Genomic DNA, 20,118 nt, shown 5'->3' with positions numbered 1-20,118 from the left:
GTCCGACCTAGAGGATTCAGGCGGCCTGCGCCACCGGCGCCTTGGCCCCGATCTTGATGGCCAAGTCGTCGAAGGCGATCAGTTGCGCGGCCAGGGCTTCGAACTGGTCCAGCGGCACCATGTTGGGCCCGTCCGACGGCGCATTGTCCGGATCCGGGTGCGTCTCCACGAAGACCGCGTCCACCCCGACCGAGACGGCGGCACGCGCCAGCACTGGCACGAACTCGCGCTGCCCGCCCGAGGACGTGCCCTGCCCACCCGGCTGCTGGACGCTGTGGGTCGCGTCGAACACGACAGGGCAGCCGATCTCACGCAGCACCGGAAGCGCCCGCATATCGCTGATCAGGGTGTTGTAGCCGAAGCTGGCGCCCCGCTCGCAGGCCATGACGTTGGGATTGCCCGCCCCGACCACCTTGGCGATGACGTTCTTCATGTCCCAGGGCGCCAGGAACTGACCCTTCTTGATGTTGATCGCCTTACCGGTGGCGGCGGCGGCGAGCAGCAGGTCGGTCTGACGGCTGAGGAAGGCCGGGATCTGCAGCACATCGACCACCTCGCCCACCGGACCGCACTGGGCCTCGGAATGGACGTCGGTAAGGGTCGGCAGGCCGGTCACTTCGCGAATCTCGGCGAAGATCGGCATGGCCTCCTTCAGGCCGATGCCGCGCGCGGCGCTGGCGCTGGTGCGGTTCGCCTTGTCGAAACTGGTCTTGTAGATGATCCCGACGTTTAGCCGCTCGCCGATTTCCTTCAGCGCGTGGGCCGTTTCCAGTGCGTGCTGACGGCTTTCCATCTGGCAGGGACCGGCGATAAAGGCGATTCTGGCGCCGCCGCCGATGACGACAGGCGTCCGAAGACCTTCGGACAACGTAATGACTGCGTTGGGTCGGCTCACGAGGCGGCTCTTTCGAAGTTCGAGTGTTGTAGAGGCGGCGTTTGCCGCAGCTATTGGGCCATCAGGTGGCGCTCTGAACGGTTGAGCGCAAGTTATCACGGAGTTCGCCAGCGTGGCCACCAAGCCTGTCATCCTCTGGTTCCGCCGCGACCTGCGCCTGCACGACAACCCCGCCTTGAACCACGCCGCCGAGTTGGGACGGCCGATCCTGCCGGTCTTCATCCTGGATCGAAATCCGGATCGCCAGACCGGCGCCGCGTCGCTGTGGTGGCTCGACAAGTCGCTCCGGGCGCTCGACGCGTCGCTTCAAACCCGGGGTTCGCGGTTGATTTTGCGAAGCGGCGATTCGCTGTCGCAACTTCAGAAGCTGATCCAGGAGACCAATGCCGACGCCGTCTTCATGAACCGGCTGTTCGAACCGCAGGCGTTCGAACGCGACGCCGAGATCGCCCATGCGCTGAAAGCCGACGCCGTCGAATGCCGGGGCTTCAACGGATCGCTGCTTTGTCGGCCCGGCGCGGTGCTGAACGGCACGGGCGGCCCCTATAAGGTCTTCACGCCGTTCCTGAAGGCGCTGCTGGCCCAGGCCGAACCGCCCGCCCACACGACCGGCCCGCGCGCGATCGACACCCCGACTGCCATCGAGAGCGAGTCGATTGACGACTGGAAACTGCATCCGACGGAGCCGGACTGGTCCAAAGGCTTCGACTGGACGCCGGGCGAAGACGGCGCTTCGGCCGCCCTGTCCGACTTTCTGTCCGGCGGGCTGAAGACCTACGCCGTCGGTCGCGACCACCCCGACCGCCCCGCGACCAGCCGCCTGTCGCCGCACCTGCATTGGGGCGAGATCAGTCCGTGGCGCGCCGTTGAACGCGCGCGTGACGCGGCCGCAGCAGGCAAGGTCACCGCCGCCGAAGCCGAGAAGTTCGTCGCCGAGATCGGCTGGCGCGATTTCTCCGCCCACCTGCTCCACCATTTCCCGACCATGCCCGAGCGCGCCTTCCGCCCCGAATACGACGCCATGCCCTGGCGTGACGATCCCAAGGGCTTGGAGGCCTGGAAACGCGGCCGAACTGGCTATCCGCTGGTCGATGCCGGGATGCGACAACTCTGGGCGACCGGCTGGATGCACAATCGCGTGCGGATGGTGGTCGCCTCCTTCCTGGTCAAGCATCTGCTGATCGATTGGCGCGAGGGCGAGGCCTGGTTCTGGGACACGTTGGTCGACGCCGATCTGGCCAGCAATGTGCAGAACTGGCAGTGGGTCGCCGGGTCCGGCGCCGACGCCTCGCCCTATTTCCGCATCTTCAATCCCATCGCCCAGGGCGAGAAGTTCGACGCCAAGGGCGGCTATGTCCGCCGCTGGGTTCCCGAACTGCGCGCCCTGCCCGACCGCTGGCTCCAGGCTCCCTGGACCGCCCCGACCGAGGTGCTGCGCGACGCCGGCGTCAGGCTTGGCAAAGACTATCCCCACCCCATCTTGGATCATGGCCAAGCTCGTGCTCGCGCCCTCGACGCCCTCAAGACGGTGTCGGGACGCGGCGACGACACGACCGACCGTGATTGACGCGCAGAAAGGTTCATCATGAGTCTCGCCACGACCGACCTGAAGGCCGCCGCCGCACGGACGCCCCGCGTCTTTGCGATGCTGCTACGCCTGCTCGCCTCCAACTGGACCTTTGGGCGCCTGACGGTGCATCTGCCGAATGGAGAGGCCCATGTGCTGGAAGGCAAGCAGCCCGGCCCCAGCGGCGTGATGCACGTCAAGGATTACGGCTTCGCGCGCCGTGTCCTGGCCGCCGGCGATATCGGATTCGCAGAGGGCTATATGGCCGGCGAATGGGACAGCCCGCATCTGGCCGCCCTGCTGGAAACCCTGGTCGATAATTACGACCACATTCGTCGCCTGTTCGACGGCAACTGGCTGATGATGGCGGTCAACTGGCTGTCGCACCGCAGCAACCGCAACAGCCGCACGGGCTCCAAGAAGAACATCCACGCCCACTACGACCTGGGCAACGCCTTCTATCTGAACTGGCTGGATGCCTCGATGACCTATTCGTCGGCGCGTTTTCGTCGCGATGACGAGACGCTGGAGGCCGGTCAGCGCGAGAAATACGCCAGCCTGGCGCGGATGATGGACCTGAAACCCGGCATGTCGGTCCTGGAGATCGGCTGCGGCTGGGGCGGCTTCGCCGAGTTCGCGGCGCGCGAGATCGGCGCGAATGTCACCGGCATCACCATCTCCAAGGAGCAGCACGACTTCGCGCAGCAACGGCTGTTCAATGCGGGGCTGGCCGACAAAGCCAGGATCGAGCTGGTCGATTACCGCGACGTCCAGGGCCAGTTCGACCGCGTCGCCTCCATCGAGATGTTCGAGGCGGTCGGCAAGGAATACTGGCCCGCCTATTTCGACAAGGTCCACGATGTCCTCAAGCCGGGCGGCGTCGCGGGGCTGCAGATCATCACCATCAAGGACGTCCTGTTCGAGGAATACAACGCCCGCACCGACTTCATCCAGAAGTACGTCTTCCCTGGCGGCATGCTGCCGTCTGAGGAGCGATTGGCGCCTGTCACCTCGGCGGCGGGCCTGTCCTGGCAGGCCGTCGAGCGGTTCGGTCTCGACTATGCTTGCACCCTGAAACGCTGGGACGAGCGCTTCCAGGCAAGTTGGTCCGAAATCAGCAGGATTCCCGGTTTCGATGAGCGTTTCCGGCGGCTATGGCGCTTCTATCTCGCCTATTGCGAAGCCGGGTTCCGATCCGGCCGCACCGATGTCATCCAACTGGCCCTGTCCCGACCATGAGCTTTTTGATTTCCAGCGAAGATCTCGGCATTCGTTTGGACGAGCCCGGCCTACGCATCGTCGATGGCAGTTGGCATCTGGACGGACGGGACGCCCGCGCTGACTTCGAGCAAGCTCACATTCCCGGCGCGGTCTTCTTTGATCTGGATGCCGTGTCCGACCGCGACAGCCCCCTGCCCCACATGATGCCGGCGCCGCAATCGTTCGCGGCCTCGGTCGGCGCCCTTGGCATCGGGAACGACCACCGGATCGTCGTCTACGACACGGCCGGCCTGTTCTCGGCGGCCCGTGTCTGGTGGATGCTGAAGACGATGGGCGCCAGGCAGGTTCAAGTGCTGGACGGCGGCCTCCCGCGTTGGCTGGCGCGGGGCCACCCCGTGCAGACTGGCGAATCGGAAGTCGTCGCGACCGGTTTCGAGGCCGCAGATCCCGGTGAGGCCATCGCTTCGCTCGATGACGTCCGCGACGCCTTGGCCCAAGGCGTCCAGATCGTCGATGCGCGCGGCGCTGCGCGCTTCACTGGTCAGGCCGCCGAACCCCGCCCCGGAGTCCGCGGCGGTCATATGCCAGGCGCGCTCAACCTGCCCTACGGCCGCCTGCTGAACGAGGACGGCACGATGAAGCGCGGTTCGGCGCTGGAGCAGGCCTTCGTCGATGCAGGTGTGGACATCGATAGCTCCATCGTGACCACCTGCGGCTCCGGCGTCACCACCGCCATTCTGACCCTAGGCTTGGCCGAGCTTGGGCGCGCGTCACGGCTCTATGACGGCTCTTGGTCTGAATGGGGCGCCCGCGAGGACACTCCGGTCGAGACAGGCTGAATCTCAGGCCGGCGGCGCTACGGGCACGACATCGTCCGCTTCGACAGTGTCATCCTCTTCGCCACGCGACACCACGGTCGCCAAGACCAGATCGCCGGTGACGTTCAGCGTCGTACGGCACATGTCCAGGAAGCGATCCACGCCCAGGATCAGGCCGATCCCTTCGGGCGGCACTTTCACCATCACCAGGATCATCGCCACGACCGGCAGCGAACCGGCGGGCACACCCGCCGTGCCGATCCCGCCCAGTATGCACACCAGCATGACGATGACCTGCTGGGTGATCGTTAGATCGACGCCGAAGAACTGCGCCAGGAACAGCACCGTCACGCCCTCGAACAGGGCCGTGCCATTCTGGTTGGCGGTGGCGCCCACGGTCAGGACAAACCGGGCGATCTTGCGCGGCAGTTTCAACTCTTTCTCGGCCGCCTTCAGCGACACCGGCAGCGAGGCGTTGGACGAGGCGGTCGAGAAGGCCACCACCATCGGCTCGCGCACGCCCTTGAAGAAGGCGATGGGCGAACGGCCGCCCAGGATCCAGATCACCAGCGGATAGACCACGAACATATGGATCGCCATGGCGCCCACGGCGACACCCACATAGGCCGCCAGCCGCACCAGCAGATCCCATCCGAACAGAGCCGCCAGGTTGAACATCAGGCAGGCGATGGCGATGGGGGCCAGTTTGATGAAGAGGTTGATCAGCTTCATCGTGACTTCGAACATGCCCTCGATGACCTGCTGCAGCCGGTCGGTGGCGGGTGACTTGGCCATCACTAGGCCGATGCCGAAGAACAGGGCGAACACCATCACCGGCAGGATCTGGTTCTCGGCCGCCGCCGTGAAGACGTTCGACGGGATCAGCTCCAGGAAGAAGTCGCCAAGCTGGATGGTCTCGGGCGCCCCGCGCACGATGCCGGCCGCGCCATCGCGGCCCTGCTCCAGCAGCTGTTGCGCCAGCACGGGATCGACGCCCCGTCCGGGCTGGAACACATTGACCATCACCAGGCCGATCACCACGGCGATGCTGGACACCAGGATCGTCAGCATCAGGGTCTTGATCCCCGCCCGCCCCAGCGAGCTGAGGTCGCCCATCTCGGCCACCCCGACCACCAGGGCCGAGAACAGCAGGGGGATGACCATCATGAACAGCAGGCGCAGGAAGATCTGACCCAGCGGCCCTGTGACGTTGTCCGTCAGCCAGACGACCCAGCCCGTGTCGGCGCCCAGCGTCAGATTGACGATCAAACCGCCGCCCAGACCCACGGCGAAACCGATCAGCATCAGCCAGTGCAGCGCGAGGCCGCCACGTTTCGTCTCGGTCATCTATCCCCCAGGAAGCGATACAAACGTCGGCGCTTATCGGATCGGCAGACCATAGATCAAGCCGGCCGGACGCGCGTTCCATTGTGCGTTCAAACCGCGCGCCAGGTCGAGCGCCGATTGCGCCCCCAGGTTCCGCTCGAAGATCTCGCCGTAATTGCCGACCGCCCCGACGGCGTCCCTGGCCCAGGTCTTGGATAAGCCCAGCATGGGGCCGAACTCGCCCTCGACGCCCAGCAAACGCCGCACGCGCGGGTCCGTCGCAGTCTTGGACTGAGCCTCCACACTGGCTTTGGTCACCCCCAGCTCCTCGGCAAGCATCAGGGCGTTCAGGGTCCAGCGCACGGTAGAGGCCCAACGCTCGTCGCCCGCCTTGACGACCGGCCCCAGCGGCTCCTTGGACGCCACGTCCGACAGGATCACATGTTCGTTGGGGTTGGTCAGAACGGTCCGGGCTGCGGCTAAAGCGGAGATGTCGGCGCTGAAGGCGTCGCAATCCTCGCGGCCATAGGCGTCGCGCGCCGCCTCTTCGGTTTCGAAGACGACAGGCCGATATTCAATGCCACGCGACCGGAAATAGTCGGCGGCGTTGACCTGCGAGGTCGAGCCGGACTGCACGCAGACCCGCGCGCCGTTCAGCTCCGTCGCGCTGTTCAGGTTCAGCGATCGCCGGACCAGAAAGCCTTGGCCGTCGTAATAGTTGATGCCGGCGAAGACGAACCCCTCGCCGGCGTCGCGGCTCATGGTCCAGGAAGAGTTGCGCCACAGCACGTCGATCCTGCCGTCGTTCAGCGCTGTGAACCGATCCGACGCCGACAAGGGCACGAACCGAACAGCATTCGCATCGCCCAGCACGGCTGCCGCCGTGGCGCGGCAGAAGTCCACGTCGAACCCGCGCCACTGACCGCGATTGTCGGTATAGGCGAACCCGACCAGTCCCTGATGCACGCCGCAGTTCAGGCGGCCGCGTCGCTTGATCGCCGCCAGGGTCGGGCTTTCGGGAACGGCGCTGGGCGTGGTCGCGGTCGGTGCGACAGGGGTCGTCTCCGGCGTCGGATCGGCGTCCTGCCGCCCGCACGCGGCCGTCAGCAGCACCGCCGCCATCGCTCCGATCATCCAGCACCGCATCGCGTTCCTATCCCTCGCCGCTTGCGCCCCGCTGGCTTTAGAGGCCTTTAGGGCCCGATCCGCAACCCATCGGAAACGCCATGTCGCCGCATTCGGACCGCACCCGCCTGATCGCCGCCGCAACACGTCGGGGGCAAGGGCGGCGGGGTGTGAACCCGCCCATCGAACGCGCCTCGACCATGCTCAGCGACACGGCCGGCGTCATGCGCGACGAGACAGGCGGTCCGAGCTATGGGCTCAGCGGCACCAGTGCGGCGCGCGATCTCCGACGGGCTCTGGCCGATCTGGAGGGGGCGAAGGACGCCTTTCTGGTCCCCTCCGGCCTGGCGGCCGTCACCGTTCCGCTCCTGGCCCTGCTGCGGCCGGGCGACGAGGTGATCACCACGGACGCCGTCTATGGCCCCACGCGCCGCTTCCTCAGCCGCTATCAGGCCGCACGCGGCGTCACGACTCGGTTCCTTCCTGCCGATGCAGATGCTTCCGCCATTGTCGCGGCCCTGGGCGACCAGACCCGACTGGTGTTGATGGAGTCGCCGTCGTCCCTGACGTTCGAAATGGTCGATGTCGTCGCCGTGGCCCGGGCCTGCCGCACGCGCGGCATCCTGACGGTTGTCGACAATACCTGGGCCGCCGGTCTGGCCTACCGCCCGCTGGCCCATGACGTGGATGTCAGCGTCCAGGCCGTCACCAAATATGTCGGCGGACACTCGGACGTGCTGATGGGCAGCATCGCCGCCAATGATCCCGCCTGCCTGCGCGCCATAGGCGACACGATCGAGGACCTGGGCTGGCATGTGTCGCCCGACGATGCCTGGCTGGCGCTGCGCGGCCTGCGGACCCTGCCGCTGCGCTATGCAGAACAGGCGCGGTCAGGCCTGATCGTCGCGGAATGGCTCCAAACGCGGCCCGAGGTTTCCCGCGTCCTCTACCCGCCCCTGCCCGGCTCGACCGGCCATGATCTGTGGCGGCGGGATTTCACAGGCGCGGCGTCCCTGATGGGCTTGGTCATGAAGGGCGGCGACAAGCCGGCGGGCGAGGCCTTCCTGAACGCCCTCACCTTGTTTGGGCTGGGCTATTCCTGGGGTGGGTTCGAAAGTCTGATCACCCACGAGACGCATCAGATGGCCTATCGCGACCACCCGCCCGTGCTGGAGGGCGAACTGATCCGCATTCATGTCGGACTGGAAGACCCCGCCGACCTGATCGTCGATCTGGAACGGGGCCTCGCCGCTTTCAACGCCGCACTCACGGTTCCTTAAGCGCCGTAAAGGACTGTGCGCCGGTGCGCGAACCGCCCGTTCAGATTCAGGATGATTCGCCGCCGCTGTGGGAACAGTGGGCGGCCGGCTTCGTCGTCTTCATGCTGACCGGCGCTCTGATCGCCCCCGTCATCGCCCCGACCCAGGTCGAGACGCCGATCCTGCGGTTCATCTGGTTGCCGGTCTACGCCGTCATCGCCGGCCTGATCGTGTTTCGCTTCGACAAGGTCATTCGGGCCTGGCCGGCCTGGCTGATGATGTTCGGCCTGGTCGCCCTGTGTTTCGTGTCGAAATACTGGTCCATCGACCCCGGCGTGACCGAGCGCCGCGTGATCGCCATGGCCATCAACAGCGCCTTCGCCATCTATCTGGGCGCCCGATTCCGCGACGACGCCCTACCGCGCGTCCTGATGTACACCGGCCTGGTGATGGCGATCGGCAGCCTTCTCATGGTGTTCGGCTATCCCAAGGTGGGCGTGCATCAGTTCGACAACGCCGGCCTTTGGCGCGGCCTCTGGTACGAGAAGAACCAGATGGGTCTGGTCATGGTGATCGGCGCCGTTTCGGCCGCCGCGACCCTGGCCGCCGATCATATCGCCGGGCGCAGCAACCGTTTCTGGGTTTGCCTGCTGACCTTGGGCCTCACCACGCTCCTGGTGCTCGCCACCCAATCGAAGACATCGCTGCTGTGCTGGGGCCTGGGCCTGGGCATGGTGGGGGGCTGGTGGACGCTGAAACAGGGCGGCGCGGTGATCACGGTCGCCGGGATCTGGTTGGGCGTCGTGACAGCGGCGGCAGCGACCTGGCTGTGGAACTCGGATTCGGCGGCGATCCTGGAAGCCCTGGGCAAGGACCCATCACTGACCGGCCGCACCCTGATCTGGGAAGCTTTAATGCGAAAGGTCGCCGAGCGTCCCTGGACCGGCTACGGCTTCAGCGCGTTCTGGGGCGTGGACTCCATCCCCGCACGCGAAATTCGCATCGAGACCCAGTGGCCCGTGCCGTCCGCGCACAACGGCTGGATCGACCTGCTGGTCCAGTTGGGCTGGCCCGGCGCGGTTGCTGTCGGCGCCGTCATGGGAATCTCTGCGATCCTGATCGTCGCGCGGCTGAACGGCCAGGGCGCGCGCGAAGGGTATTGGAGCATCGCCTATCTGACCGTGTTCACGGCATTGAGTCTGTCGGAGAGCGTCCTGCTGACCCACGCCAACCTGCCGTGGATCCTGATGCTGGCGATCATGGCCCGCGCCGTGACCTTCGATCCGGCCCCTGTTCGCGCGCCGCTTGCTCGACCGGCCTCACGGGCCTACCAGACCCGGTCCCGAATCGCCTCAGACTATGTGAATGGCCGCCGACCTCTTCGCTTTTGATGACGAACCCGAAGCTCGCAAACCCGAGCCTCCCAAACCCGTGGCCGTGAAACCGCCCGAGGCGCCGCCCGCGCCTGCGCCATCCCCTACCCCGACCGCAGCCGCTGCGCCGACGGCCGGCAGCGCCAACGCCTATTCGGCCTCCTCCATCGAGGTGCTGGAGGGGCTGGAGCCCGTCCGCAAACGCCCCGGCATGTATATCGGCGGCACCGACGAGCGCGCCCTGCACCACCTGTTCGCCGAAGTCCTGGACAACGCCATGGACGAGGCGGTGGCCAAACACGCCAAGCTGATCACCGTGGATCTGGACGCCGAGGGCTATCTGTCGGTGCGTGACGACGGCCGCGGCATCCCGGTCGATCCGCACCCCAAACACCCCGGCAAGTCGGCGCTGGAAGTGGTCATGACCGTCCTCCACTCAGGTGGCAAGTTCTCCGGCAAGGCCTATGAAACTTCAGGCGGTTTGCACGGCGTCGGCGTCTCGGTCGTCAATGCGCTCAGCGAAAGCGTCGAGGTCACCGTCTGGCGCGACGGCTTCGAATGGAAACAGGCCTTCAGCCGCGGCGCCGTCCTGGCCCCCATCCAGCAGATCGGCCCATCCAAGAAGCGCGGCACCCTGATCCGCTTCAAGCCCGACGACGAAATCTTCGGCATGGGCGCGGCCTTCAAACCCGCCCGTCTGTTCCGTATGGCCCGCTCCAAGGCCTATCTGTTCCGTGGCGTGGAGATCCGGTGGACCTGCGCGCCCGAGCGGATCACCGACGCCACCCCGACCCAGGCCAGCCTGCACTTCCCCGGTGGCCTGGCCGACGCCTTGGTCGACCGGATCGGCGAATTGGACACCGTCACCCCCACCTTCGCCGGCCGCGCCGAGCGCCAGGGCGAGGCGGGCGCCTTCGAATGGGCCGTCACCTGGTCGCCCATCGGCTTCGGCGAATCCGACGGCTTCATCCAGTCCTACTGCAACACCGTCTCCACCCCCGACGGCGGCACGCACGAGGCCGGCTTCCGCGCCGCTCTGGTCAAGGGTCTGAAATCCTACGGCGAACTGACCAACGAGAAGCGCGCCGCCATCATCACGGCCGAGGACGTCATCGCCAACGCCGGCGCCCTGATCAGCGTCTTCATCCGCAATCCCGAGTTCCAGGGCCAGACCAAGGACCGTCTATCCTCGCCCGAGGGCACGCGCATCGTGGAGCAACTGCTCCGTGACCCGCTGGACCACTGGCTGACCGAAAGCCCCAAACAGGCCAACGCCCTGCTTGGATTCGTCGTCGACCGCGCCGAGGACCGCCTGCGTCGCCGCAAGGACAAGGAGGTCCAGCGCGCCGCCGCCACCCGCAAGCTGCGCCTGCCGGGCAAGCTGTCGGATTGCAGCCGCCAGTCGGCCCAGGGGACCGAGCTCTTCATCGTCGAAGGCGATTCGGCCGGCGGCTCGGCCAAACAGGCGCGCGACCGCACGACCCAGGCCATCCTGCCCCTGCGCGGCAAGATCCTGAACGTCGCCTCGGCCACGGCGGACAAGCTGCGCCAGAACGTAGAACTGTCCGACCTGGCGCTCGCCATGGGCGTCCAGCCGGGCAATCGGTTCAATATCGACGACCTGCGCTACGAGCGGATCGTCATCATGACCGACGCCGACGTGGACGGCGCCCACATCGCGGCCCTCCTGATCACCTTCTTCTACCGCGTCATGCCCGAAACCATCCGCCAGGGTCGGGTCTTCATGGCCCTGCCGCCGCTCTATCGCATCAGCGCCGGCCCCTTGAGCGAATACGCCCGCGACGACGCCCACCGCGACGAGCTGATGGCCACCGTCTTCAAGGGCAAGAAGACCGAGATCGGCCGGTTCAAGGGCCTGGGCGAAATGATGGCCTCCCAGCTGAAGGAGACCACCATGGACCCCAAGAAGCGCACCCTGGCCCGGATCACCGTGCCGGACGCCGAGACCGACATTGAGGACCTGGTCGAACGCCTGATGGGCAAGCGCGCCGACGCCCGTTTCCAGTTCATTCAGGAAAACGCGCAGTTCGTGAAAGAAGAACTCGACGTCTGAGGCCTTCGCGGCTCTTCCACCGAACGACGCCGCCTGACAAAAGGGGGCATGCAGACGCCCGCCCCCTCCTCCGCCGTGCTCGATGAACTGAAGGCCGCGCTGGGTCCGGGCGGCTGGACCCAGGATCCCGACGTCATCGCCCCGTCGCTCACCGAATGGCGCAATCGCTGGACCGGCAATACGCCGATCCTGCTGACCCCGCGTTCAGTCGAGGAAACGGCGAAGGCCGTGACGATCTGCGCGCGCGAAGGCGTCGCCATCACACCTCATGGCGGAGGAACGGGCCTGGTCGGCGGCCAAATCCCCTTCGGCGAAGTTCTGCTCTCGACGCGCAAGATGCGAGCCGTCCGCGACGTGACCCCGCTGGACGACGCCATGACGGTCGAGGCCGGCCTGACCCTGTTCGAGGCGCAACAGGCGGCGACGGCGGCCGGCCGCTATTTCCCGCTCAGTCTGGCGGCCGAGGGGTCTGCCACCATCGGCGGCGTCATCTCCACCAACGCCGGCGGCACCCAGGTGCTCCGCTACGGCATGATGCGCGATCTGGTCCTGGGCATCGAGGCTGTCCTGCCCAACGGCGAAATCTTCCGCGGCCTGAAGCGGCTGCGCAAGGACAACACCGGCTATGACCTGAAACAGCTGCTGATCGGCGCCGAGGGCACGCTAGGCGTCGTCACCGCCGCCACCCTGAAACTGTTCCCGATCATGCGGTCGCGCGCCGTCGCCATCGTCGGCCTGGAGACGGCCGCCGCCTCGGTCGAACTGCTGGCCCGCGCCAAGGCCGAGACCGGCGGCGGGGTCGAGGCCTTCGAGCTGATGAAGCGTCTGGGCATGGCGCTGGTGCTCAAGAACATCCCCGACACCCGCGAACCTCTGGACTCGACGCCCGACTGGTATGTTCTCATCGAGATCGCCTCGGGCACGCCGGGCGGCGCCGAGGCCCAGATGGAGGCCTTGCTGGAAGTCGCCTTCGAGGAAGGCCTGATCACCGACGCCGCCATCGCCCAGAACGACGCCCAGCGCGCCGCTTTCTGGCGTCTGCGCGAAGAACATTCGGCGGCCCTGAAGCCCGAGGGCGGCGGCTGGAAACACGATGTCTCCGTCCCCATCAGCCGCATCGCCGAATTCATTGACGAAGCCTCGGCCGCCGTCGAACGCTTCCACCCCGGCGCCCGCATCTCGGTCTTCGGCCACGTCGGCGACGGTAATCTGCACTACGACATCCTGCCGGGCTTCGGTCAGGACATCCCCGCCTTCATCGGTCTCTGGAAGGAAGGCTCGCAAGTCGTTCACGACGTTGTCGGAACCTACGACGGCTCGATCTCGGCCGAACACGGCCTGGGCCGGCTCAAGACCGAAGAGGTCAAACGCTACAAATCCCCCGTTGAGATCGAAACCATGGCCGCCATCCGCCGCGCCATCGACCCCAAGCGGATCATGAACCCGGCCGTTCTGTTCTAACGCTCCCGTCTCCTCCCCGCTTTGCAGGGAGTGGGACCGCGTAGGGGCGAAGGGGGCCTCAAAGTCCCACAGGAGGCGCCTCGCCCTCTTTTCATCCTCGGCCTTGTGCCGAGGACCCACGGTAAGGCGGAATCGAACGTGAAAAGAAGGCGCATAACGCTTCGTGCGCCCCGCCTGTTGATCGCGCAGCGGACGGGTGGGTCCTCGGCACAAGGCCGAGGATGACGGGTGTAGAGAGACGTGAATCGCGCGCCAGCCATCACAATGATGCTAGTTCATTCCCAGCGATTTCAATCGCTTGCCGAATTATGTCCCCCTTCTCCCATTCCCCCTTGGAAACGCGCGTATTCTACACCCGTCCCGTCGCCCGGAGGGCTCGCTTGGCCTGCGACCTTGCGGCGGCGGGAGCGGATGGAACGGGAGCGGGTCTGAAACGGCTCGCGCCGGCGGCGAACGCCGTCGGAGCGTCGAGGGGGATACTCGATCGCACTCGGGACGGGGTTTCGCAGACCTCGCCGACCCGTCGCAGGCTTATGGGGTTAGGCGATAAGACCGCCACCACTCGACGCCCCGAGCTTGCAGGCCAACCTTCCGCGCGGAGCGTCATACCCTTCGTCGAAACGGTACTTACAAACTCACATTCCGGGCGAAGGCCCGGCGCTCCGCCCAGCCCTCCAATAACTTCGCAGCGAAAGCGCGAGGCCGAACACGCTTGTCCTAAATCCCGTTCTGCAAGACGCGCCCTATGTCCACGCCGATCTCATCGTCTCCGATCCACAAGCTCGCGCCTTGCGCAGGCGTCGCACCCCGTTCAAATCCTCGCCGAAGCGGCCTATGTCAGCGGCGCTGCAACGGAGCCGCCAATTGCTGATCGTTCTCTCTCCCGCCAAACGGCTCGACTTCACCGAGGCCGATCCAGCGCTTCCCGGCACTGAGCGTCGATTCGCCGAAGACACCGCCAGCCTGGCGACGACCGCGCGGCGTCAGACAAAGGCCGATCTTCGCCGCCTGATGGGCATTTCGGACGACCTGGCGACGCTGAACGTCGCCCGATTCAAGGCCTTCGATTCCGAATCGACCGATGGCGTCCAGGCCGCCTTCGCCTTCGCCGGCGACGTCTATGAGGGGCTGAAAGCGCGCGAACTCGACGCCAAGGCGCTCACCTATGCCCAGGATCATCTGCGCATCCTGTCGGGCTTCTACGGCCTGCTGCGTCCGCTGGACCGGATCCAGCCCTATCGCCTGGAGATGGGCACACGGCTGAAAACCCGGCGCGGATCCAGCCTCTACGACTTCTGGGGCGAGCGGATCTCCAAGCAGTTGAACGCCGATGCTGAAGGTCAGGCTGATCCGACGTTGGTGAACCTGGCCAGCCAGGAATATTTCGGCGCCGTGGACGCCAAGGCGCTTAAGCTGCCGATCGTCACGCCGCAGTTTCGCGAAGAGAAGAACGGCGAGAGCCGCATCATCTCCTTCTTTGCCAAGAAGGCGCGCGGCGCCATGGCGCGCTTCGCTATCGACGAGCGCGTGGAACGCGTCGTGGACCTGAAGGCTTTCGACCGCGACGGTTACAAGTTCGACAAGGCCGCATCCACCGAAAGCGAATGGATATTCATCAGATCGGGAAATTCTTGATCCCCGACCCGTCCTGACGCTAATCTCCCCACGACGAACCTAAGGGCGGACCCATGTCGCAACGGCCTAATGCATCCACGGACGCCGACGGCGAGACGCCGACGTTCCGCAACATTGGCGACCTGAAGGGCCAGGTTGCAATTGTGACCGGCTCGACCTCCGGCATCGGCCTGGCCCTGGCGCGAGCCGTAGCGGCGGGGGGTGGCGACGTCGTCCTGAACGGCCTGGGCGATCCGGCCGAGATCGAGCGCACGCGCGCCAAGTTGGAAGCCTCGTCTGGGGTCCGTGTCCACTATCATCCCGCCGACATGACGCGCGGCGAAGAGATTGCGGACATGGTCGCCTTCGCCCAAAGCGAGCTGGGCCGCCTGGACATTCTGGTCAACAACGCCGGCATCCAGCACGTCGAATCGGTCGAGAAATTCCCCACCGACCAGTGGGAGAAGATCATCGCCATCAACCTGTCGTCGGCCTTTTACGCCACGCGCGCCGCGATCCCGATCATGAAGGCGCAAGGGCACGGCCGGATCGTCAACATGGCCTCTGCCCACGGGCTGGTCGCCAGTCCGTTCAAGTCCGCCTATGTCGCAGCAAAGCACGGCGTCATCGGCTTCACCAAGACGGTGGCGCTGGAACTGGCGCGGGACAACATCACCTGCAACGCCATCTGCCCCGGCTTCGTAGAGACGCCGATCGTGACGAAACAAATCGCGGACCAGGCCCGCACCCGCAACATGACCGAGGAGCAGGTGCTGACCGACATCATCCTGGCCGCCCAGCCGACCAAGCGATTCGTGACCACGGACGAACTGACCGGCATTTTCCTCTATCTGGTCAGCGATCTCGGCGCCTCGGCGAACGGGGCCAGTTTCTCCATCGACGGCGGTTGGACCGCTCAATAATTTCAGACTGGGGCGACCATGGCGATCTTCAAACGCAAGACCGCCCAACCGGCGGAAGATCTGCCTGATCTCACGGGCCGTCGCCCCGTCTGTCTCGCTCTTCAGGGGGGCGGCGCGCACGGCGCCTTTCAGTGGGGCGTGCTGGATCGACTGCTGGAAGACGACCGACTGGATGTCCGTGCGGTGTCCGGCGTGTCGGCCGGCGCCATGAACGGCGCGGCGCTGGTGTCCGGCCTTGCGACCGGCGACGCCCGTGCAGCGCTGGACAAGCTGTGGCGCGAGGTGAACCAGTCTGGCGGCCGAAACGTCTTTGGCGACAGCGCGATGTGGAACGCCGCCCAGCCGCCCGACTGGATCAAGGACAACCCCTTCTGGCGCGCCGGCGAGACGTTGGCGATGTCCATGAGCCCCTATGAATTCAACCCGCTGAACCACAATCCTCTGAAACGGGTGCTGAAGGCGGCGGTCGATTTCGGTGCGGTCCAGGCCTCGGATATACGGCTGTTCGTCGCCGCCACCGCTGTCCGCCAAGGCAAGACCCGGCTTTTCGAGACGTCCGAGATCAACGCCGATGTCCTGATGGCTTCTGCCTGCCTGCCCCATCTGTTCCAGGCGGTCGAGATCGACGGCGAGCTCTATTGGGACGGTGGCTATCTGACCAATCCGCCGCTCTGGCCTCTGACCGGCGAGGATACACCGGATGACGTGCTGCTGGTGACGCTGAACCCCTTGGCGCGCGATGAGACGCCCCGCAGCGCCGGCGACATCGTGGATCGGCTGAACGAGATCGTCTTCAACGCCCCCCTGGTCGCCGAACTGCGCGCCATCGCCCTGGCCGGCGAGATGATCGCCCACGGCCAGCTGAAGGGCGGCGGATCAGGCCCCTATCGCCACGTCCGCCTGCACGCCATCGAGGCGGACGGCTGGCTGTCGGACCTGTCGCTGCGATCCAAGTTCAATACCGAATGGAGCTTTCTTAACGACCTGAAGGCGCGCGGTCGGGCCGCCGCCGACGATTGGTTGCAGACCTGTCTGGCAAGCGTCGGCCGCCAGTCCAGCGTCGATCTACAGGCCCGATTCGGCTAGCCGACGAAGCCGGCCGCCCGCCTCAGCCGATCATTGATGGCCTCGCCCAGTCCCGTCATCGGGATAGGCGAAACGGCGATCCCGACCGGCTCGGTCCGGTCCGCCTCGCGCAACAGCCGAAACAGATTGGCCGCCGCTTCCCGCAGGTCGCCAGACGGACTCAGACTCCAGCGCGGATCTCCGACGCCGGCGCCGAACCCCAGCAGGATTTCGCCGCTCTTCGCCTCATGCGCCTTGATCCTGACCGGGGCATTCGGTGCGTAATGCAGAGCCAACCGTCCAGGTGAGCGATGCCCCTCCCCGCTGTCCGCCAGCAGACCGACCAGAGCCTCGATCTCGGACCGGGTGACAGCGCCCGGCCGCAGCAGGGCGACACGTCCGCCCAGCACCGACACGACCGTGCTCTCCAACCCGACCTGGCAAGGGCCGCCATCGACCGCGGCGGCGACCGCGAAGCCGGTCTCGTCCACCGCATCGAAAAACGTCGTCGGGCTGGGCCTTCCCGAGCGATTGGCTGACGGCGCCACGACCGGACCACCGAACGCCGCCAACACCGCCCTCGCCATCGGATGGGCCGGCACGCGGATCGCCACGCTGTCCAACCCGGCGCGGGCCAGATCGCAGACGCGCGTAGCGTCCCGAACCGGCGTGACGAGCGTCAACGGACCGGGCCAGAAGGTCTCGGCCAAGGCGCGTGCCGCCGGACCGAATACTCCGATGGCAGCCGCCGCATCTGCATCGACGACGTGGGAAATCAGCGGGTTGAACCTCGGCCGTCCCTTGGCTGCGAAGATGGCCGCGACCGCTTGGGCATTGCCCGCATCGGCGCCCAGCCCATAGACCGTCTCGGTCGGCAGCAGGATCAAATCGCCGTTCGCCAGCGCCTGCGCCGCCTGATCCGGGGTCTCGCTCACGGTCGGCGAGGGATGATCGGGATCATCCGGTGCAGCACATTGTCCCGGTCGATGAACTGATGCTTCAGCGCCGCCAGAACATGCAGCGCGATCAGGACATACAGCCCCTTCACCGCCAGCCCATGCAGCCCCATCAGGCTGCGCGCCGCATCGCGCCCGCCGCCGATGGGCAGCAGCGGCCAGGCGAACAGGCCGAACCATTCGATCGCACGCCCGCCGGCCGAAGACGCCAGCCAGCCGGTCATGGGAATGAAGATGAGCGCCAGATAGAACAGCACATGGCTGACGCGTGCGCCGATGCGCTGCCAGCGCGGCAGACCGGAGGGCAAAGGAATGGCCGGATGGGCCAGCCGCCAGCCGATCCGCGCCAGGGTCAGCGTCAGGATCGTCAGGCCCAGCGACTTGTGCAGCATCACGAACTGGCCCGAAATCGGCCCTTCCGTATTCTCATGCGCCGTGATCAGCAGCACCTGGATCAGAACGGCCAGAGCGATACCCCAGTGAAACAGCAGGGAAACTGTCGAATATCGATTGCGGGGCTCGCCCATGTCTTCCCTTCCGTCACGGCACTACGTCACCTTGTACCTAGATGGGGCGCGTCGCCAAGACGCTTGCAGCGACCGGCCCCGACGCGGCACTTAGGCCGCAACGACGATTGAGGAAACCCATGACCTACCGCGCCCCCGTTCGAGACCTGGCCTTCACCCTGGAGGCGGTGGCCGGCATGGCCGATGTGGCGGCGACCGGCGCCTTTCCCGACTATGACGCCGATGTCGCTTTGGCCGTGCTGGAAGCGGCGGGCCAGTTCTCGGAAGAGGTCCTGGCGCCGTTGAACCGGATCGGCGACCAGAAGGGTTCGACCTACGCCAATGGCTCGGTCACCGCCGCGCCGGGCTTCGCCGACGCCTATCGCCAGTTCGCGGCCGGCGGCTGGACCGGCCTGTCCGCCTCGACCGAGGCCGGCGGTCAGGCCCTGCCCAAGGCGCTGGAACTGGCAGCATATGAAACCGTCCATGCCGCCAACATGGCGTTCGGCCTGTGTCCCATGCTGTCGCTGGCCTCCATCGAGGCTCTGGAACAGGTGGGAACGGAAGAGCAGAAGGCCAAATATCTGACCAAACTGGTCAGCGGCGAATGGACGGGCGCCATGGTCCTGACGGAGCCGGGCGCAGGCTCCGATCTTGGCTCTTTGATCACCACGGCGACGCCGAATGGCGACGGCACCTACGCCCTGAATGGCCAGAAAATCTACATCACCTGGGGCGATCACGACGCTACCGACAACATCGTCCATCTGGTGCTGGCCCGCCTGCCAGACGCACCCAAGGGGCCGAAAGGCATCAGCCTGTTCCTGACGCCCAAATTCGCGGTCAATGACGACGGGACCCTGGGGGACCGCAACGCCTTCCGCCCGGTCGGGGTCGAGCACAAGCTGGGCATCCACGCCTCGCCCACCTGCGTCATGAGCTATGAAGGCGCGACCGCCGAACTGGTTGGTCAACCGAACCAGGGTCTGGCCCATATGTTTGTGATGATGAACGCCGCCCGCCTGGCCGTCGGCGTCGAGGGCGTCGGCATCGCCGAACGCGCCTACCAGCACGCCCTCGCCTATGCGCTGGACCGCCGCCAGGGCCGTTCGGTCTGGACCGGCGAAGCCAACGCCCCGATCTTCGACCATCCCGACGTGCGCCGGATGTTGAGCGTGATGAAGGCCAAGATTTCGGCTGCCCGCGCCATCTGCCTGGCCACAGGTGTCGCCGCCGACCTGGCCAAGCACGCCGGGACCGAAGAGGAGCGTCGTCGCTGGAAGGGTCGCGAAGACCTGTTCACCCCCATCGCCAAGGCTTGGTCCACCGATGTCGGCTGCGAAGTTACCTCGATGGGGATCCAGGTCCACGGCGGCATGGGCTTCATCGAGGAGACCGGCGCGGCCCAATACTATCGCGACGCCCGCATTGCTCCGATCTACGAAGGCACCAATGGCATCCAGGCGATGGACCTGGTCGGGCGCAAGCTTTCGATGGACGGCGGCGAATCCGCCAAGGCGCTGATCGCTGACATGAAGGCGACCTTGGTCGATCTCGGCGGTCTCTACAGCGGCAAGCCGGTCGAACGGTTCGCGACGGCCATCGAGGCGGTTCAGGACGCCACCCTTTGGCTGCTGGATCAGAAGGCCGATCCAAATGCAGCGGCAGACGTCTTGGCGGCGGCCGACGCCTATCTGAAACTGCTGGGCGACGTCGTCGGCGGCTGGATGCTGTCCAAGGGCGCGCTGGCGGCCAAGGCGAAGCTGGATGCGCAGGACGGCGATCCGGCCTGGCTGCAAGGCAAGCTGGATCTCTACGAAGTCTATGCCGCCAATGTGCTGGGCCATGTCTCCAGCCGCCTGGCGGCCATCGGCCAAGGCGGCGAACTGCTGCAACGGATGACGGTGGACGCCTTGGCGGGCTGACGGGTCGCTG

16 protein-coding genes are annotated in these 20,118 nt (G+C 66.2%); 11 read left to right on the top strand and 5 right to left on the bottom strand.

Annotated elements, in window-relative coordinates; all coding sequences use genetic code 11:
• Positions 1–16: 16 nt before the first annotated feature.
• Positions 17–895 (bottom strand): 3-deoxy-8-phosphooctulonate synthase, encoded by an 879-nt coding sequence (kdsA, locus tag ACQY72_RS01655; protein WP_428155275.1) that lies wholly within the window; start codon positions 893–895, stop codon positions 17–19.
• 112 nt (positions 896–1,007) lie between these two features.
• Here kdsA and ACQY72_RS01650 point away from each other — a divergent pair, with 112 nt between their 5' ends.
• From ACQY72_RS01650 to sseA, 3 genes are read left to right on the top strand one after another with little or no spacing between them, the layout of a single operon-like run.
• Positions 1,008–2,462 carry a cryptochrome/photolyase family protein gene (locus ACQY72_RS01650; RefSeq protein WP_428155273.1) on the top strand — a complete coding sequence of 485 codons (1,455 nt, stop codon included), beginning with the start codon at positions 1,008–1,010 and terminating at the stop codon, positions 2,460–2,462.
• 18 nt (positions 2,463–2,480) lie between these two features.
• Positions 2,481–3,701, top strand: coding sequence for a class I SAM-dependent methyltransferase (locus ACQY72_RS01645; protein ID WP_428155271.1), 1,221 nt, complete (start codon positions 2,481–2,483; stop codon positions 3,699–3,701).
• Positions 3,698–4,522, top strand: a complete 825-nt coding sequence (sseA, locus tag ACQY72_RS01640) for a 3-mercaptopyruvate sulfurtransferase (protein ID WP_428155269.1) — start codon at positions 3,698–3,700, stop codon at positions 4,520–4,522. Before ACQY72_RS01645 ends, sseA begins: the two co-directional genes overlap by 4 nt.
• A gap of 3 nt (positions 4,523–4,525) precedes the next feature.
• Here the strand turns inward: sseA and ACQY72_RS01635 are convergent, their stop codons facing one another.
• Together ACQY72_RS01635 and ACQY72_RS01630 are read right to left on the bottom strand one after the other, a co-directional pair.
• The gene (locus tag ACQY72_RS01635) at positions 4,526–5,848 is read right to left on the bottom strand and encodes a dicarboxylate/amino acid:cation symporter (protein WP_428155267.1); all 1,323 of its coding nucleotides are present in this window, start codon (positions 5,846–5,848) and stop codon (positions 4,526–4,528) included.
• 33 nt (positions 5,849–5,881) lie between these two features.
• The gene (locus ACQY72_RS01630) at positions 5,882–6,973 is read right to left on the bottom strand and encodes an amino acid ABC transporter substrate-binding protein (RefSeq protein WP_428155265.1); all 1,092 of its coding nucleotides are present in this window, start codon (positions 6,971–6,973) and stop codon (positions 5,882–5,884) included.
• 80 nt (positions 6,974–7,053) lie between these two features.
• On the opposite strand from ACQY72_RS01630, the gene metC reads away from it, so the two are divergent.
• The 7 genes from metC to ACQY72_RS01595 all read left to right on the top strand — a co-directional run bounded on the left by metC (position 7,054) and on the right by ACQY72_RS01595 (position 16,742).
• A complete protein-coding gene (gene metC, locus ACQY72_RS01625; protein WP_428155263.1) occupies positions 7,054–8,232 on the top strand; it encodes a cystathionine beta-lyase in 1,179 nt (392 codons plus the stop codon).
• Between the two features lie 23 nt (positions 8,233–8,255).
• Complete coding sequence (locus ACQY72_RS01620) at positions 8,256–9,602, top strand: O-antigen ligase family protein (protein WP_428155261.1); 1,347 nt, start codon at positions 8,256–8,258, stop codon at positions 9,600–9,602.
• Entirely contained in the window at positions 9,577–11,658 is a 2,082-nt protein-coding gene (locus tag ACQY72_RS01615) for a DNA topoisomerase IV subunit B (protein WP_428155260.1), read from the top strand. The genes ACQY72_RS01620 and ACQY72_RS01615 overlap by 26 nt, the downstream gene beginning before the upstream one ends.
• Before the next feature lie 48 nt (positions 11,659–11,706).
• Positions 11,707–13,119: an FAD-binding oxidoreductase gene (locus ACQY72_RS01610; protein WP_428155259.1), complete on the top strand. Its 1,413-nt coding sequence runs from the start codon at positions 11,707–11,709 to the stop codon at positions 13,117–13,119.
• Between the two features lie 864 nt (positions 13,120–13,983).
• A complete protein-coding gene (gene yaaA, locus ACQY72_RS01605) occupies positions 13,984–14,754 on the top strand; it encodes a peroxide stress protein YaaA (protein ID WP_428155257.1) in 771 nt (256 codons plus the stop codon).
• Between the two features lie 53 nt (positions 14,755–14,807).
• Complete coding sequence (locus tag ACQY72_RS01600; RefSeq protein WP_428155255.1) at positions 14,808–15,656, top strand: 3-hydroxybutyrate dehydrogenase; 849 nt, start codon at positions 14,808–14,810, stop codon at positions 15,654–15,656.
• 18 nt (positions 15,657–15,674) lie between these two features.
• On the top strand, positions 15,675–16,742 hold the full coding sequence (locus ACQY72_RS01595; RefSeq protein ID WP_428155253.1) for a patatin-like phospholipase family protein: 1,068 nt from the start codon (positions 15,675–15,677) through the stop codon (positions 16,740–16,742).
• Here the strand turns inward: ACQY72_RS01595 and ACQY72_RS01590 are convergent.
• The gene (locus ACQY72_RS01590; RefSeq protein WP_428155252.1) at positions 16,739–17,656 is read right to left on the bottom strand and encodes an L-threonylcarbamoyladenylate synthase; all 918 of its coding nucleotides are present in this window, start codon (positions 17,654–17,656) and stop codon (positions 16,739–16,741) included. The genes ACQY72_RS01595 and ACQY72_RS01590 overlap by 4 nt on opposite strands.
• Positions 17,653–18,204 carry a cytochrome b gene (locus tag ACQY72_RS01585; protein WP_428155251.1) on the bottom strand — a complete coding sequence of 184 codons (552 nt, stop codon included), beginning with the start codon at positions 18,202–18,204 and terminating at the stop codon, positions 17,653–17,655. The genes ACQY72_RS01590 and ACQY72_RS01585 overlap by 4 nt, the downstream gene beginning before the upstream one ends.
• A gap of 119 nt (positions 18,205–18,323) precedes the next feature.
• Here ACQY72_RS01585 and ACQY72_RS01580 point away from each other — a divergent pair, with 119 nt between their 5' ends.
• Positions 18,324–20,108, top strand: a complete 1,785-nt coding sequence (locus tag ACQY72_RS01580) for an acyl-CoA dehydrogenase (protein ID WP_428155249.1) — start codon at positions 18,324–18,326, stop codon at positions 20,106–20,108.
• Positions 20,109–20,118 lie beyond the last annotated feature (10 nt).

Origin of the sequence: Brevundimonas sp., assembly GCF_965279155.1 — a bacterium.
In the GTDB taxonomy this organism is placed as follows: Bacteria; Pseudomonadota; Alphaproteobacteria; order Caulobacterales; family Caulobacteraceae; genus Brevundimonas.
Note: the sequence above shows the minus strand (reverse complement) of the source record. Positions and strands in the feature narration are given on the sequence as shown.